General features: G+C 70.9%; 14 protein-coding genes. 6 read left to right on the forward strand and 8 right to left on the reverse strand.

Annotated features, from left to right (window positions below):
* The first annotated feature begins 3 nt into the window (after positions 1 to 3).
* Together ACWCQS_RS11190 and ACWCQS_RS11195 are read left to right on the forward strand one after the other, a co-directional pair.
* Entirely contained in the window at positions 4 to 1356 is a 1353-nt protein-coding gene (locus tag ACWCQS_RS11190) for an ABC transporter permease subunit (RefSeq protein WP_451004171.1), read from the forward strand.
* Between the two features lie 8 nt (positions 1357 to 1364).
* Positions 1365 to 2204: a carbohydrate ABC transporter permease gene (locus ACWCQS_RS11195; RefSeq protein WP_451004308.1), complete on the forward strand. Its 840-nt coding sequence runs from the start codon at positions 1365 to 1367 to the stop codon at positions 2202 to 2204.
* A 48-nt stretch (positions 2205 to 2252) separates the two neighbouring features.
* On the opposite strand, the gene pgl is transcribed toward ACWCQS_RS11195, so the two are convergent.
* From pgl to tkt, 5 genes are read right to left on the reverse strand one after another with little or no spacing between them, the layout of a single operon-like run.
* Positions 2253 to 3035 carry a 6-phosphogluconolactonase gene (gene pgl, locus ACWCQS_RS11200; protein WP_388621145.1) on the reverse strand — a complete coding sequence of 261 codons (783 nt, stop codon included), beginning with the start codon at positions 3033 to 3035 and terminating at the stop codon, positions 2253 to 2255.
* The gene (gene opcA / locus ACWCQS_RS11205; protein WP_451004172.1) at positions 3032 to 4072 is read right to left on the reverse strand and encodes a glucose-6-phosphate dehydrogenase assembly protein OpcA; all 1041 of its coding nucleotides are present in this window, start codon (positions 4070 to 4072) and stop codon (positions 3032 to 3034) included. Before opcA ends, pgl begins: the two co-directional genes overlap by 4 nt.
* Complete coding sequence (gene zwf, locus ACWCQS_RS11210) at positions 4069 to 5607, reverse strand: glucose-6-phosphate dehydrogenase (protein ID WP_388621142.1); 1539 nt, start codon at positions 5605 to 5607, stop codon at positions 4069 to 4071. Before zwf ends, opcA begins: the two co-directional genes overlap by 4 nt.
* Before the next feature lies 1 nt (position 5608).
* The gene (gene tal, locus ACWCQS_RS11215; protein ID WP_450980535.1) at positions 5609 to 6727 is read right to left on the reverse strand and encodes a transaldolase; all 1119 of its coding nucleotides are present in this window, start codon (positions 6725 to 6727) and stop codon (positions 5609 to 5611) included.
* 33 nt (positions 6728 to 6760) lie between these two features.
* On the reverse strand, positions 6761 to 8848 hold the full coding sequence (gene tkt / locus ACWCQS_RS11220; protein WP_451004173.1) for a transketolase: 2088 nt from the start codon (positions 8846 to 8848) through the stop codon (positions 6761 to 6763).
* 376 nt (positions 8849 to 9224) lie between these two features.
* On the opposite strand from tkt, the gene ACWCQS_RS11225 reads away from it, so the two are divergent.
* The 4 genes from ACWCQS_RS11225 to ACWCQS_RS11240 all read left to right on the forward strand — a co-directional run bounded on the left by ACWCQS_RS11225 (position 9225) and on the right by ACWCQS_RS11240 (position 12582).
* On the forward strand, positions 9225 to 10181 hold the full coding sequence (locus tag ACWCQS_RS11225) for a heme o synthase (protein WP_451004174.1): 957 nt from the start codon (positions 9225 to 9227) through the stop codon (positions 10179 to 10181).
* 69 nt (positions 10182 to 10250) lie between these two features.
* Positions 10251 to 10571 (forward strand): hypothetical protein, encoded by a 321-nt coding sequence (locus tag ACWCQS_RS11230; protein WP_388621135.1) that lies wholly within the window; start codon positions 10251 to 10253, stop codon positions 10569 to 10571.
* Between the two features lie 148 nt (positions 10572 to 10719).
* Positions 10720 to 11826 carry an amidohydrolase family protein gene (locus tag ACWCQS_RS11235; RefSeq protein WP_451004175.1) on the forward strand — a complete coding sequence of 369 codons (1107 nt, stop codon included), beginning with the start codon at positions 10720 to 10722 and terminating at the stop codon, positions 11824 to 11826.
* An 18-nt stretch (positions 11827 to 11844) separates the two neighbouring features.
* On the forward strand, positions 11845 to 12582 hold the full coding sequence (locus tag ACWCQS_RS11240) for an aminoglycoside adenylyltransferase domain-containing protein (protein ID WP_451004176.1): 738 nt from the start codon (positions 11845 to 11847) through the stop codon (positions 12580 to 12582).
* Position 12583: 1 nt separating this feature from the next.
* Here ACWCQS_RS11240 and ACWCQS_RS11245 read toward each other — a convergent pair whose 3' ends face one another.
* From ACWCQS_RS11245 to ACWCQS_RS11255, 3 genes are read right to left on the reverse strand one after another with little or no spacing between them, the layout of a single operon-like run.
* On the reverse strand, positions 12584 to 13594 hold the full coding sequence (locus ACWCQS_RS11245; RefSeq protein ID WP_451004309.1) for a COX15/CtaA family protein: 1011 nt from the start codon (positions 13592 to 13594) through the stop codon (positions 12584 to 12586).
* Positions 13595 to 13642: 48 nt separating this feature from the next.
* Entirely contained in the window at positions 13643 to 14359 is a 717-nt protein-coding gene (locus tag ACWCQS_RS11250) for an ABC transporter permease (protein WP_451004310.1), read from the reverse strand.
* Positions 14360 to 14412: 53 nt separating this feature from the next.
* Complete coding sequence (locus ACWCQS_RS11255) at positions 14413 to 15336, reverse strand: ABC transporter ATP-binding protein (protein ID WP_451004177.1); 924 nt, start codon at positions 15334 to 15336, stop codon at positions 14413 to 14415.
* Positions 15337 to 15368: the final 32 nt, after the last annotated feature.

Here is a 15368-nt window from a genome sequence, read left to right on the forward strand (position 1 = left end):
AACATGACCGCCACCACTCTTGTGAAACAGCAGGCGGGCCCGCGGGCCGCCGGCGAGGCGCGCGGGCGCCGCAGCCGGCGGCGCGCCCGGCTGATCGCCCTGCTCTTCGTCTTCCCCGCGCTGCTGCTGCTCGGCGCGCTCGTCGTCTACCCGGTGCTGTTCTCCGTCGGCCGCAGCTTCTTCGACGCCTCCGGCACCCGGTTCGTGGGCGGCGACAACTATGCCGAGATGTTCCGCGACCCGGCGACCCTGAAGGCCATCCGCAACACCGCCATCTGGGTGGTGGTGGCCCCGTCCCTGCTGACCGGCCTCGGCCTGATCCTGGCCGTGCTGGTCGAGAAGGTCCGCTGGGCCACCGCCTTCAAGCTCCTGCTCTTCATGCCGATGGCCGTGTCCTTCCTCGCCGCCGGCATCATCTTCCGGCTCGCCTACGACCAGGACCCGGACAAGGGCGTGCTGAACGCGGCCGTCGTCTCCGTCCACGACGCCTTCGAGGGCACGTCGTCGTACCCGACGGCGCGCGGCCGTCAGGGCCTGCTGACCCAGGACCCCGACGGCTCGTACCGCACGACCGCCGCCGCCGGCCACACGGTGGCGCTCCCGATGGTCGGGGTGCTGCCCAAGGACCTGCCGAAGGGAGCCGAGCCCGCTGCCGCGGCGGCCACTCGCAAGGCCGTGCCCGGCGAGCTGCGCGGTGTCGTCTACCTCGACTTCACCCCCGGCGGGGGCGGCAGGCAGGGCCGGGTCGACCCGAAGGAGAGCGGCCTGCCCGGCATGCGCGTGCAGGCGGTGCGCGACGGGCAGACGGTCGCGAGCACGACCACCGCGGCCGACGGTTCCTTCCGCTTCCCCGGGCTGCGCGCGGGCTCGTACACGGTGAAACTGCCCGCATCCAACTTCGCCCCGCCCTACCAGGGCGTCTCCTGGCTCGGGCCGACGCTGGTCACCCCGGCGATCATCGGCGCGTACCTGTGGATCTGGACGGGCTTCGCGATGGTGCTGATCGGCGCGGGCCTGTCGACCCTGCCCCGGGACGCGCTGGAGGCGGCCCGGATGGACGGCGCGAACGAGTGGCAGATCTTCCGCCGGATCACGGTCCCGCTGCTGGCTCCCGTGCTGACAGTCGTCTTCGTGACCCTCGTCATCAACGTGATGAAGGTCTTCGACCTCGTCTACATCATCGCGCCCGGACCGGTGCAGGAGGACGCCACGGTGCTCGCGACCCAGATGTGGCTCGTGTCCTTCGGCGGCGGCAACAATCAGGGCCTCGGCAGCGCGCTGGGCGTGCTGCTCCTGCTCCTGGTCATCCCGGCGATGGTCTTCAACGTCCGCCGCTTCCGAAGGAGCCAGCGATGAACTCGGCGATGAACACCGTCCGGCGGGGCCTGGGCAACGGCCTGGTGCAGGCCTTCCTGGTGGTGATCGGCCTGGTCTGGCTGACCCCGCTCGCCGGCCTCTTCGTGTCCTCCCTGCGCTCGGCCCAGGACACCGCGAAGGGCGGCTGGTGGACCGCGCTCACCAGCCCCGGCCGGCTGTCCTTCGACAACTACTCGGCCCTGCTGAAGAACTCCGGCATGACGCAGGCCTTCTGGAACACGGTCCTGATCTCGGTGCCGGCCACGACGCTCGTCGTGGTCATCGCCGCCCTCGCCGGATACGCCTTCGCCTGGCTGGACTTCCCGTTCCGGGAGCCCCTCTTCCTGCTGGTGGTGGCCCTGTTGGTGGTGCCGGTGCAGATCGGTCTGCTGCCGGTGGCCAAACTCTTCGGCGCGCTCGGCCTGTTCGGCACGATCCCCGGAGTCGTCCTGTTCCATGTGGCGTACGGCCTCCCCTTCGCCGTGTTCCTGCTGCGCAACTACTTCGCGGAGATGCCGAAGGAGATGCTGGAGGCGGCCCGGATGGACGGGGGCAGCGAGTGGCGCATCTTCACGCGCCTGGTCCTTCCCGTGGGCCGGCCCGCGATCGCCTCCCTCGCCATCTTCCAGTTCCTCTGGGTCTGGAACGACATGCTGGTGGCGTTGCTGTTCGCCGACAGCTCCTCCCAGCCGCTGACCGTGGAACTCCAGTCCCAGATCCGCCAGTTCGGCAGCAACATCGACGTCCTGGCCCCGGGCGCCTTCCTGTCCCTGATCGTGCCGGTGGTCGTGTTCTTCGCGTTCCAGCGGCACTTTGTGCAGGGCGTGATGGCGGGCTCGGTGAAATGAGGGACGGCGGGGACCGAAGTCCCCGCCGTCCCTATCCGTGAGAGAGCGTCACGGCGAAGCCGGCGGATACAGCGACCGCGGCAGCTGCGAAGCCGCGGCGGCGTCCAGCAGCCACAGCGTGCGCGAGCGGCCGTGCGCGCCTGCCGCCGGGGCCTGGATCTCGCCCGCGCCCGACAGGGCGATGGCCGCGGCCTCCGCCTTGTCCTCGCCGGCCGCGAGAAGCCAGACCTCGCGGGCCGCGCGGATCGCCGGGAGGGTGAGGGAGACCCGGGTCGGCGGCGGCTTGGGGGCGCCGTGGACGCCGATCACCGTGCGTTCCGTCTCCCGTACCCCCGGATGCTCCGGGAAGAGCGAGGCCACGTGGGTGTCCGGGCCGACGCCCAGCATCAGGACGTCGAACGTCGGGACCGAGCCGTGGTTCTCCGGCCCGGCCGCCTTCGCCAGCTCCGCCGCGTACGCCTCCGCCGCCGCGTCGACGTCCGTACCGTACGGCCCGTCGGAGGCGGGCATGGCGTGCACGCGCTCCGGGTCCAGCGGGACCGAGTCGAGCAGGGCCTCGCGGGCCTGCGTGACATTGCGCTCGGGGTCGCCCTCGGGCAGGTAGCGCTCGTCGCCCCACCACAGGTCGAGCCGGCCCCAGTCGATGGCGTCCCGGGCCGGGGCCGCCGCCAGCGCGGCCAGCAGGCCGTTGCCGTTGCGGCCGCCGGTGAGGACCACGGACGCGGTGCCCCGGGAGGCCTGCGCGTCCACGATCTTCGTGATCAGGCGGGCCGCGGCGGCCTGTGCCATCAGTTCCTTGTCGCGGTGGACGACCAGCTGCGGAGTGCTCACTTCGCCGCCGCCTTCCTCGCAGGTGCCTTCTTCGCGGTCTTGGCCGGTGCCTTGGCCGCTTCCTCTTCCGGCTGGGGCTCGGCGACCGGCTCCTGACCGGACTGCTCCGGGACCGTGTTCAGCCGCTCCACGCCGTAGCGCAGCGCCGACGCGTAGGTGTCGTCCGGGTCGAGCCGGCGCAGCTCCTCCGCGATCAGCTCGGCGGTCTCCCGCCGCTTCAGCGCCACCGCGCGGGCCGGCTGGCCCTCGATGGACAGCGTCGCCAGCGTGCCGTCCGCGCGGTCCAGGACGATCGGGCCGCAGCTCGTGTCCAGGCGGACCGCGGTGAGGCCCGGACCGCCCGACAGCGACCGCTTCACCGGTACGTCCAGCCGGTCCGCGAGCCACATCGCCAGCAGCTCACAGCTCGGGTTGAACTCCTCGCCCTCCACCTCGACGGCCCGCACCTCACAGGTGACCTGGTCCAGGGCCGCCGCGAGCATCGAACGCCACGGCGTGATCCGGGTCCAGGACAGGTCGGTGTCACCGGGCGTGTAGGCCTCGGCGCGGGCGGACAGCTCCCGCACCGGCTGCTCGGCGGCGTAGGTGTCGGTGACCCGGCGCTGGGCGAGCGCGCCCAGCGGATCCTTCGCCGGGTCCAGCGGGGCGTTCACCGGCCACCACACGACCACCGGCGCGTCCGGCAGCAGCAGCGGCAGCACGACCGAGTCCGCGTGGCCCACGACCTCGCCGTACAGCCGCAGCACCACCGTCTCGCCGGTGCCCGCGTCCGCGCCCACCCGCACCTCGGCGTCGAGACGCGAGGAAGTGCGGTCGCGCGGAGTGCGGGAGACCCGCTTGATGACCACCAGCGTGCGCGAGGGGTGCTCGCGGGAGGCGTCGTTGGCGGCCTTCAGCGCGTCGTAGGCGTTCTCCTCGTCGGTGACGATGACGAGGGTCAGGACCATGCCGACGGCGGGGGTGCCGATGGCGCGGCGGCCCTGGACGAGCGCCTTGTTGATGTCGCCGGCGGTGGTGTCGGTCAGGTCTATCTTCATGGGCGGCGCCAGCTCCGTCCGTCTCGTGCGAGCATCTCGTCCGCCTCGGCGGGGCCCCAGGTGCCCGACTGGTACTGCGCGGGCCTGCCGTGCTTGTCCCAGTACTCCTCGATCGGGTCGAGGATCTTCCAGGACAGCTCGACCTCCTCGGTGCGCGGGAAGAGGTTGGCGTCGCCCAGCAGCACGTCCAGGATCAGGCGCTCGTACGCCTCAGGGCTGGACTCCGTGAAGGACTCGCCGTAGGCGAAGTCCATGGAGACGTCCCGGATCTCCATCGAGGTGCCCGGCACCTTCGAACCGAACCGCACGGTCACGCCCTCGTCCGGCTGGACGCGGATGACGATCGCGTTCTGGCCCAGCTCCTCCGTCGCCGTGGTGTCGAAGGGGGAGTGCGGGGCCCGCTGGAAGACGACGGCGATCTCCGTCACGCGGCGGCCGAGGCGCTTGCCGGTGCGCAGATAGAAGGGGACGCCCGCCCAGCGGCGGTTGTCGATCTCCAGCTTGATCGCCGCGTAGGTGTCGGTCTTCGACTTCCGGTCGATGCCGTCCTCTTCGAGGTAGCCGATGACCTTCTCGCCGCCCTGCCAGCCGCCCGCGTACTGCCCGCGCACGGTGCTGCGGCCCAGGTCCCTGGGCAGCCGTACCGCGCCGAGCACCTTCTCCTTCTCCGCGGCCAGCGCGTCCGCGTCGAAGGAGGCGGGCTCCTCCATGGCGGTCAGCGCCATGAGCTGGAGCAGGTGGTTCTGGATGACGTCACGGGCGGCGCCGATGCCGTCGTAGTAGCCGGCCCGGCCGCCGATGCCGATGTCCTCGGCCATGGTGATCTGCACATGGTCCACGAAGGACCGGTTCCAGATCGGCTCGAACATCGTGTTGGCGAAACGCAGCGCCAGGATGTTCTGGACGGTCTCCTTGCCGAGGTAGTGGTCGATGCGGAACACCTGGTCCGGCTCGAACACCTCGTGCACGACCTTGTTGAGCTCCTCGGCCGACTTCAGGTCGTGGCCGAACGGCTTCTCGATGACCGCGCGCCGCCAGGAACCGCTCGACTGGTCGGCCAGCCCGTGCTTCTTCAGCTGCTGGATGACGACCGGGAAGGAGCGCGGCGGCACCGACAGGTAGAAGGCGAAGTTGCCGCTCGTACCCTGTGCCTTGTCCAGTTCGTCGATGGTGGAGCGCAGGCGCTCGAAGGCGTCGTCGTCGTCGAAGGTGCCCTGGACGAAGCGCATCCCCTGGATGAGCTGCTGCCAGACCTCCTCGCGGAACGGCGTACGGGCGTGCGCCTTGACGGCGTCGTGGACCTCCTGCGCGAAGTCCTCGTGCGCCCACTCGCGGCGGGCGAAGCCCACCAGCGAGAAGCCCGGCGGCAGCAGACCCCGGTTGGCGAGGTCGTACACCGCGGGCATCAGCTTCTTGCGTGACAGGTCGCCCGTGACACCGAAGATGACCAGACCGGACGGCCCCGCGATACGCGGGAGCCGTCGGTCGGCCGGGTCACGAAGCGGGTTCGCTCCGGAACCGGAAAGGGGTGACAACTCAGCCCTCCGAAGGGGCAAGGCGCTCGAGCTCCGCCTGAGTGGACTTCAGCAGGTCGTTCCAGGACGCCTCGAACTTGTCGACGCCCTCGTCCTCCAGCACCTGCACGACGTCGTCGTACGAGATGCCGAGCTTCTCCAGCGCGTCGAGGTCGGCACGCGCCTGCTCGTAGGTGCCGGCGATGGTGTCGCCGCTGATCTCGCCGTGGTCCTCGGTGGCCTCCAGCGTGGCCTCCGGCATGGTGTTGACCGTGTTCGGCGCGACCAGCTCGGTGACGTACAGCGTGTCCGGGTACGCCGGGTCCTTCACACCGGTCGACGCCCACAGCGGACGCTGCTTGTTGGCGCCCGCGTTCTCCAGCGCCTGCCAGCGGTCGGAGGAGAAGACCTCCTCGTACGCCTGGTAGGCGAGGCGCGCGTTGGCGACGGCGGCCTTGCCGCGCAGCGCCTTGGCCTCGTCGGTGCCGATGCCGTCCAGGCGCTTGTCGATCTCGGTGTCCACGCGGGACACGAAGAAGGACGCCACGGAGTGGATCAGCGACAGGTCCAGGCCGCGCTCCTTGGCCTTCTCCAGGCCGGAGAGGTAGGCGTCCATGACGGCCCGGTACCGCTCCAGGGAGAAGATCAGGGTGACGTTGACGCTGATGCCGTGACCGATCGTCTCGGTGATCGCCGGCAGACCCGCCTTGGTGGCCGGGATCTTGATCAGGGTGTTCGGGCGGTCCACCAGCCAGGCCAGCTGCTTGGCCTCGGCGACGGTGGCCCTGGTGTTGTGCGCCAGGCGCGGGTCGACCTCGATGGAGACCCGGCCGTCCTTGCCGCCGGTGGCGTCGAAGACCGGGCGCAGGATGTCGGCGGCGTCGCGGACGTCCGCCGTGGTGATCATGCGGATGGCCTCCTCGACGGTGACCTTCCGGGCGGCGAGGTCGGCGACCTGCTGCTCGTAGCCGTCACCGCCGCTGATCGCCTTCTGGAAGATCGTCGGGTTGGTGGTGACGCCCACGACGTGCTGCTGGTCGATCAGCTCGGCGAGGTTGCCGGACGTGATCCGCTTGCGCGACAGGTCGTCCAGCCAGATCGCCACGCCTTCCTCGGAGAGGCGCTTCAGTGCGTCTGTCATGGAATTACATCTCCTACGTGTCGTATATGAGCGTCAGCGCTGGGCGGCGGCGATGGATTCCCGGGCCTTGGCGGCCACATTCTCGGCAGTGAAGCCGAACTCGCGGAAGAGCACCTTGCCGTCGGCGGAAGCACCGAAGTGCTCCAGGGAAACGATGCGGCCGGCGTCTCCGACATAGCGGTACCAGGTCAGCCCGATGCCCGCCTCCACGGCCACACGGGCCCTGACGGAGGGCGGGAGCACGGAGTCCCGGTACCCCTGGTCCTGCTCCTCGAACCACTCGACGGACGGCATCGACACGACACGCGTCGGCACGCCCTCGGCCTGGAGCCGCTCACGCGCCTCCACGGCCACGTGCACCTCGGAACCGGTGGCGATCAGGATCACCTGCGGCTCGCCGCCGTCGGCCTCGAACAGGACATAGCCACCCTTGGCCGCGTCCTCGTTGGGCTCGTACGTCGGCACGCCCTGGCGGGTGAGCGCGAGGCCGTGCGGCTGGCCCTTGCCGAACTCCTTCGTCCAGCGGCCCAGGATCTCGCGCCAGGCGATGGCGGTCTCGTTGGCGTCCGCCGGGCGGACGATGTTCAGGCCCGGGATGGCACGCAGCGAGGCCAGGTGCTCGACCGGCTGGTGGGTGGGGCCGTCCTCGCCGAGGCCGATGGAGTCGTGCGTCCACACGAACGTCACCGGCAGGTGCATCAGGGCCGACAGGCGCACCGCGTTGCGCATGTAGTCGGAGAAGACGAGGAACGTGCCGCCGTAGACACGGGTGTTGCCGTGCAGCGTGATGCCGTTCATCTCGGCGCCCATCGAGTGCTCGCGGATGCCGAAGTGGATGGTGCGGCCGTACGGCTTGGCCTCGGGCAGCGGGTTGCCCTCGGGCAGGAACGAGCTCTCCTTGTCGATGGTGGTGTTGTTCGACCCGGCGAGGTCGGCGGAGCCGCCCCACAGCTCGGGGATCACCGCGCCGAGCGCCTGCAGCACCTTGCCGGAGGCGGCACGCGTCGCGACGCCCTTGCCCGGCTCGAAGACCGGGATCTTCTCCTCCCAGCCGGTGGGCAGCTCGCCCCGGCTGATGCGGTCGAACTCGGCGGCACGCTCGGGGTTGTCGTCCCGCCACACCTGCAGGGACTTCTCCCAGTCGGCGCGTGCCTGGGCGCCGCGCTCCAGGGCCTTGCGGGTGTGCGTGATCACCTCGTCCTCGACGGCGAAGCTCTTCTCCGGGTCGAAGCCGAGGACGCGCTTGGTGGCCGCGACCTCCTCATCGCCCAGCGCCGAGCCGTGCGCGGCCTCGGTGTTCTGGGCGTTCGGGGCCGGCCAGGCGATGATCGAGCGCATCGCGATGAAGGACGGCTTGTCCGTGACCCTCTTCGCCTCCTGGATCGCGGCGAAGATGGCCCGCGGGTCCAGGTCGCCGTTCTCCTGGGCCTCCACGCGCTGCACGTGCCAGCCGTAGGCCTCGTAGCGCTTGACGGTGTCCTCGGAGACGGCCGTCTCGGTGTCGCCCTCGATCGAGATGTGGTTGTCGTCCCACAGCAGGATCAGGTTGCCGAGCTTCTGGTGGCCGGCCAGCGAGGACGCCTCGGCGGAGATGCCCTCCTGGAGGCAGCCGTCACCGGCGATGCAGTAGATGAAGTGGTCGAAGGGCGACTCGCCCTGCGGCGCGTCCGGGTCGAACAGACCGCGCTCGTAGCGGGCGGCCATCGCCATGCCCACCGCGTTGGCGACACCCTGGCCGAGCGGACCGGTGGTGGTCTCGACACCCTTGGTGTGCCCGTACTCCGGGTGGCCCGGGGTCTTCGAACCCCAGGTGCGGAAGGACTCCAGGTCCTGAAGCTCCAGGCCGAAGCCGGCCAGGTAGAGCTGCGTGTAGAGGGTCAGGGAAGAGTGGCCGGCGGACAGCACGAAGCGGTCGCGCCCGACCCACTCCGGGTCGGCCGGGTCGTGCCGCATCACCTTCTGGAAGAGGGTGTAGGCGGCCGGGGCCAGGCTCATCGCCGTACCGGGATGGCCGTTGCCGACCTTCTGTACGGCGTCGGCGGCCAGGACCCGGGCGGTGTCCACGGCCCGCTGGTCCAGCTCGGTCCACTCAAGGTCTGTGGTGGTCGGCTTGGTGCTCACCCTGGGTCAGGGCTCCTCTCCACATGTCGGTCGCCGGTCTTCGGGGCATGCGCCCACCCGGCCGCCGGCGCGCTTCTGCCCGCCGGCCGCTGACGAGCCTACCCTCGCAAGGACGTGCATTTTTTCGAGTGTTTCCAGACTGCCGGGACTCTGTCGGATCCGCCTCCCGACTGCGCCGACACGGCATTTGGCACATGAATACGGACCCGGTCATCTGAGCGCTCAATCGAGTGACCCGTCCCCTCTTATGGGGCGTGCGCCAACACGACCCCACCCCCGCGAAGGCCGGGGTATGGGCAACGTCTAAAGTGGCGTGGTACGCGCGAGCCTTTACCGCGACTTCACCGGGAAGGCTCGCTGGGAGTCTCTGTCAGGGGTGTGCGTGACGGCCGTCGAATCCCGTCCAGCGGGTGTGGTTCGTGGTGCGAGCCAGGGCCCGGTTCACCGGCCGTTCGGGGCCCGTGTCAAGGCGTTCGTGGCTCTGACCAAGCCGCGGATCATCGAGCTGCTGCTCATCACCACCGTTCCGGTGATGTTCCTGGCGCAGCAGGGTGTGCCGGACCTCAGACTGGTCCTGCTCACCTGCATCGGCGGCTACCTGTCCGCGGGCGGCGCCAACGCGCTGAACATGTACATCGACCGGGACATCGACGCCCTGATGGACCGCACCTCGCAGCGCCCGCTGGTGACCGGCATGGTCAGCCCGCCCGAGTGCCTCGCCTTCGGCATCACCCTCGCGGTCGTCTCGACGCTCCTGTTCGGATTCACCGTCAACTGGCTGAGCGCCTGGCTGTCCCTCGGCGCACTCCTCTTCTACGTCGTCGTCTACACGATGCTCCTCAAGCGGCGTACCTCGCAGAACATCGTGTGGGGCGGCATCGCGGGCTGCATGCCCGTGCTCATCGGCTGGTCGGCCGTGACCGACTCGCTCTCCTGGGCGCCGGTCATCCTGTTCCTGGTGATCTTCTTCTGGACCCCGCCGCACTACTGGCCGCTGTCCATGAAGGTGAAGGACGACTACGCGCGCGTGGGCGTGCCGATGCTGCCCGTGATCGCCTCCAACAAGGTCGTCGCCAAGCAGATCGTGATCTACAGCTGGGTGATGGTCGCCGTCTCCCTGCTCCTCACCCCGCTCGGCTACACCGGCTGGTTCTACACGGCCGTCGCGCTGGCCGCCGGCGGCTGGTGGCTGTGGGAGGCGCACGCGCTGCAGAACCGGGCCAAGGCCGAGGTCACCGGCGTGAAGCTGAAGGAGATGCGGCTGTTCCACTGGTCGATCACCTATGTGTCGCTGCTGTTCGTGGCGATCGCGGTGGACCCGTTCCTGCGCTGACACACGCCGGGCGTACGTCACAGAGCCCTGCTCTCGCCAGTCGATCTACCCACGAGTAGCATCCTGGCCATGGCAGACACGCAGCAGGTTGACGCGAGGGCCGACCGCAAGGCCGCAAAGCTCGCCCGGGAGATCAGCGCCTTCGCCAAGGCCCACGGCGGCGCCGAGGGCCAGGTGGCCTACATCGGCGAGCGCGGCGCCCGCATCGTCCTCGTCGGCGAGGACGGCGGCTGGGGCGACCTGGTGGCCCCCAGCACCGAGATCGCCCAGCAGGCGGTGGAGAAGGCCGGTATCACCGTCCACGAGTCCTTCGACGGCGAGTTCGCGGCGAAGGTGAAGACGGGCTCGTACGAATGGAAGCGGATGGCCGGCATTCAGATCGGCGGCTGAACAGCGCGCCCCTGAAGGGGGCAGGGAACTGCGGGCGACCATGACGGACCGGCAGCCGCCGACGAACGCGCATTCCCGGGCTGATCCGCGACTTCCCACCCCGTTCACTCGTTAAGCCGCGAAAGCCGGTGCACACGGGGAGTCCGGGATGATCGAAACGCCGTCCCTCGTGGACCAGTACTGCCACGGCGTACTGCGAACAGAGCTGGGCCTCGGCACCTTCGAGGCCCAACTCGCCCGCACCGAGGGCCCACCCGCACCGGGCACCACCCTCTTCGACACGCAGACGGGATTCGCCGTACGGCGCTGGTGCCCGCCCCTGCTCGGCCTGGAACCGCACTGCCCGCCCGCCCGCTATCTGGCCCGGCGCCGGGAACTGGGCGTCCTGGAAGCGGGCCGCAGGCTGCTGCGCGGCAGCGGCATCACCACCTACCTCGTCGACACCGGCCTGCCCGGCGACCTCACCGGCCCCGCCGAGCTGGCGTCCACGGGCGATGCCGACGCCCGTGAAATCGTCCGGCTGGAGCAGCTCGCGGAGCAGGTCGCCGACACCTCCGGCACGGTCGAGTCCTTCCTGGCCAACCTCGCCGAGTCGGTGCACGGTGCCGCCGCGAACGCGGTCGCCTTCACCTCCGTCGCGGGGCTGGGACACGGCCTGGCGCTCGCGCCCGAGCCGCCGGGGCCGGGAGAGGTGCGGGGCGCGGCGGGCCGCTGGCTGGCCGGGCGGCGGGTCGGCGGGCCGCTCACCGACCCGGTGCTGTTACGGCATCTGCTGTGGATCGCCGTGGCCTCCGGCCTTCCGCTCCAACTGCACGCCGGGCTCGGCGAACCGGCCTCCCGCATCGACCGTACCGACCCCGTGCTGCTCACCGACTTCGTGCGGGCCACGGCGGGCCTCGGCACCGATCTGATCCTGCTGCACGGCTACCCGTACCACCGCCACGCCGCGCATCTGGCCGGCGTCTTTCCGCACGTCTACACCGACTCCGGCGCCGCGCTGGTCCGCACCGGCGCCCGTGCGGCCACCGTCCTCGCCGAGATCCTGGAGCTGGCCCCCTTCGGCAAGATCCTCTTCTCCACGGGCGCCCATGGCCTGCCCGAGCTGCACGTCGTCGGCGCCCGGCTGTTCCGCGAGGCCCTGGCCCGGGTCCTGGGCACCTGGGTCGCCGAGGGAGCCTGGTCCCTGGAGGACGCCCAGCGGGTGGCCCGGATGGTCGCGGCGGACAACGCACGCCGGGTTTACGGACTGGCGTGAGCTGTCCAGACTGGGCGGATGCCGACCGCATCGCTGCTCGACCGGTTCCTCGACGGACTCACGCCGCTGCGGCCCCGCGCTGTGTGGGCACACGGCTCACTGGCCGGCGGCGACTATCAGGAGGGCCGCAGCGACCTTGACCTGATCGCCGTACTGCCGGGTCCGGTGCGCCTCGGGACCGTACGGCGGGTGGTGGCCCTGCACCGGCGGCTGCGGGCCGAACCCCTCGCCCCGAAACTCCACTGCAGCTATCTCACCCCGGCCACCCTGGGCGACCCGGACCGCTCGCACCTCACCTGGGCCCACGGACGCGTGCTGCGCCGCCCGGTCACCCCCGTCACCCGGCGCGAGCTGCACGACTTCGGGCGGGTGCTGTACGGCGGATCCCCGGCCGGGCTGCTCCCGCCGGTGCCGGAGCGGCAGTTGCACGACTTCGTCGTACGGGACCAGCGGGACTACTGGCGCCCGGCGGTGGACAAGGCCCGGCAGTGGCGGCAGGACGTGTGGGTGGACCTGGGCCTGCTCACCTTCGCCCGGGCCACCGTGACCCTGCGCGACGGGCGGCTGGTCTCCAAGCGGGAGGCGCTCGCCGAACTCCCGGCGCTCGGTGCTCCCGTCGAGGTCGTCGAGGACATCGCCCGCCGGCGCTACGACGCCGCTGCCCCGGCCGCCCAGGACTGGCGCGACCGCCGCGCCGAGCTGACCCGTGCCTACCTCGGCCCGGCGATCGACACGCTGGTCACCACCTACGGGTGACTCACGCGCGCGTGCCCACCGTCATCTCGGCCGAGGAGCCGGGCAGGTCCAGCGTGGCCTCCGGGCGTTCGCGCAGCGCCAGCAGGACGCGCAGCACACCGATCCACACCAGGCAGGAGCCGAGCATGTGCAGGCCCACCAGCAGCTCGGGCAGGTGGGTGAAGTACTGCACGTAACCGATCACACCCTGGCCGAGCAGGATCAGGAACAGATCACGGGTGCGCGCGGGCGGGCCCTTCGGCGCGTCCACCGCCTTCAGCACGAACCACAGCGCGAACGTCAGCGTCACCACGATCCAGGCGAGCACGGCGTGCAGCTTGGCCACCGTCTCCCAGTCGACGGGGATCCGCTTGACGTCGCTGGAGTCACCCGCGTGCGGCCCGGCTCCGGTCACCACCGTGCCGGCCGCGATGAGCAGCAGGGACGCGGCCACCAGGAACCACACCAGCTGCTGCACGGCCTTGCCGACCAGCGGCCGGGGCGGGCCGTCGCCCTCGCGGGTGCGCTGCCACATCAGCGCGGCGACGGTCGTCAGGGCCGTCGCGAGCAGAAAGTGGGCCGAGACCGTGTACGGGTTGAGACCCACCAGCACCACGACGCCGCCGAGGATCGCGTTGCTCATCACCAGCCAGAACTGCGCCCAGCCCAGCCGGGTCAGACTGCGCCGGTACGGCTTCTCGGAGCGGGCGGCGATGATCGCCCAGCCGACCGCGGCGCACAGTACGTACGTCAGCATCCGGTTGCCGAACTCGATCGCGCTGTGGTAGCTCAGCGCGGTCGTCGGCGTCAGCGAGCCGTCGGTGCACTCGGGCCAGGTCGGGCAGCCGAGGCCGGAGCCGGTCAGGCGGACGGCGCCGCCGGTGACGACGATGACCACCGACATCACGAGCGCGGCGAGGGCCGCCCGCTGGACCGTCCGGGGGGAGGGGGTCCAGCGTTCGGCGATGAAGGCGAGCGGGTTGCGCACGGCCGCTGCGGCGTCGGCGGGGTTCAGCTTGGGCACGCCCACCATCGTAGGCCGCCGCTTGTGCACGCTTTCACGAGGGTCCACCGTGCAGGCTCACTCCCAGCGGAAGAACTTCCCGGCGGCGGCCAGTCCCACGACCGCCCACACGGCGAGAATCCCGAGGTCGCCCCACGGCATCCCGGCGCCGTGCTGGAGCACGTCCCGCAGCCCGCCGGAGAGCGCCGAGATGGGCAGCAGCCCGAGCACGTGCTGCGCGCCCGAGCCGAACTTCTCCAGCGGCACGATGACCCCGCCGCCGACGAGCAGCAGCAGGAAGACCAGGTTGGCGGCGGCCAGGGTCGCCTCCGCCTTCAGCGTGCCCGCCATCAGCAGTCCGAGGCCGGAGAAGGCGGCCGTACCGAGGATCAGCAGGAGCAGGACGGCGGCTGGGTTGCCGTGCGGGGACCAGCCCAGCGCGAAGGCGATCACCGTCAGCAGGATCACCTGGAGGACCTCGGTGACCAGCACGGACGCGGTCTTCGCGGTCATCAGGCCCCAGCGGGGAAGCGGCGAGGAGGCGAGCCGCTTGAGCACGCCGTAGCGGCGCTCGAAGCCGGTCGCGATGGCCTGCCCGGTGAACGCCGTCGACATCACCGCAAGCGCCAGGATGCCGGGGGCGAGGAAGTCGACCGCCTTGCCCTTGCCGGTGTCCACGATGTCCACCGAGCTGAAGAGCACCAGCAGCAGGGTCGGGATGACCACGGTCAGCAGCAGCTGCTCGCCGTTGCGCAGCAGCATCTTCGTCTCCAGGGCCGCCTGCGCCGCGATCATGCGGCGGAGCGGCGCCGCACCCGGCTTGGGGGCGTACGTACCGGTTGCAGTCGTCACGAGCGCAGCTCCTTGCCGGTCAGCTCCAGGAAGACGTCCTCCAGGGTGTGCCGCTCCACCGAGATCCGCTCCGGCATCACTCCGTGCTGGGCGCACCAGGAGGTCACGGTGGCCAGCAGTTGCGGGTCGACGTTGCCGACGACCCGGTAGGCGCCCGGGGTGAGTTCTGCGGCCGTGCAGTCGGCCGGGAGGGCCTTCAGCAGGGAGCCCACGTCGAGGCCGGGGCGGCCGGTGAAGCGCAGGGTGTTCTCGGCGCCGCCCTTGCACAGCTCCTCCGGGGAGCCCTGGGCGATGACCCGGCCGCCGTCGATGATCGCCACGTCGTCGGCGAGCTGCTCGGCCTCTTCCATGTAGTGGGTGGTGAGGATCACCGAGACGCCGTCGGCGCGCAGGTCCTTCACCAGGTCCCAGGTGGCCCGGCGGGCCTGCGGGTCCAGGCCGGCCGTCGGCTCGTCCAGGAACACCAGTTCCGGGCGCCCGACGACGGCCATGGCGAGCGCCAGGCGCTGCTGCTGGCCGCCGGACAGCCGCCGGTAGCCGGTCCGGCCGCAGCTGCCGAGGCCCAGCCGCTCGATCAGGGCGTCCACGTCCAGCGGGTGCGCGTGCAACGTGGCCACGTGCCGGAGCATCTCGTCGGCCCGGGCGCCGGAGTACACGCCGCCGGACTGGAGCATCACGCCGATACGGGGACGCAGCTCGGCGGACTGGCGTACGGGGTCGAGGCCCAGGACGCGCACCGTGCCGGAATCCGGCTTCCGGTACCCCTCACAGGTCTCGACCGTCGTCGTCTTCCCCGCCCCGTTGGGACCGAGTACGGCGGTCACGCCCGCCCCGGCCACCAGGTCGAGGCCGTCCACCGCGGTCTTCGTGCCGTACCGCTTCACCAGGGCCTGGACCTGGACCACAGGCTCACTTCGCATGGTCCCAGAGTCTAGGGAGACCGCTTGCCGTC

It is taken from the genome of Streptomyces sp. NPDC002076, assembly GCF_053593835.1.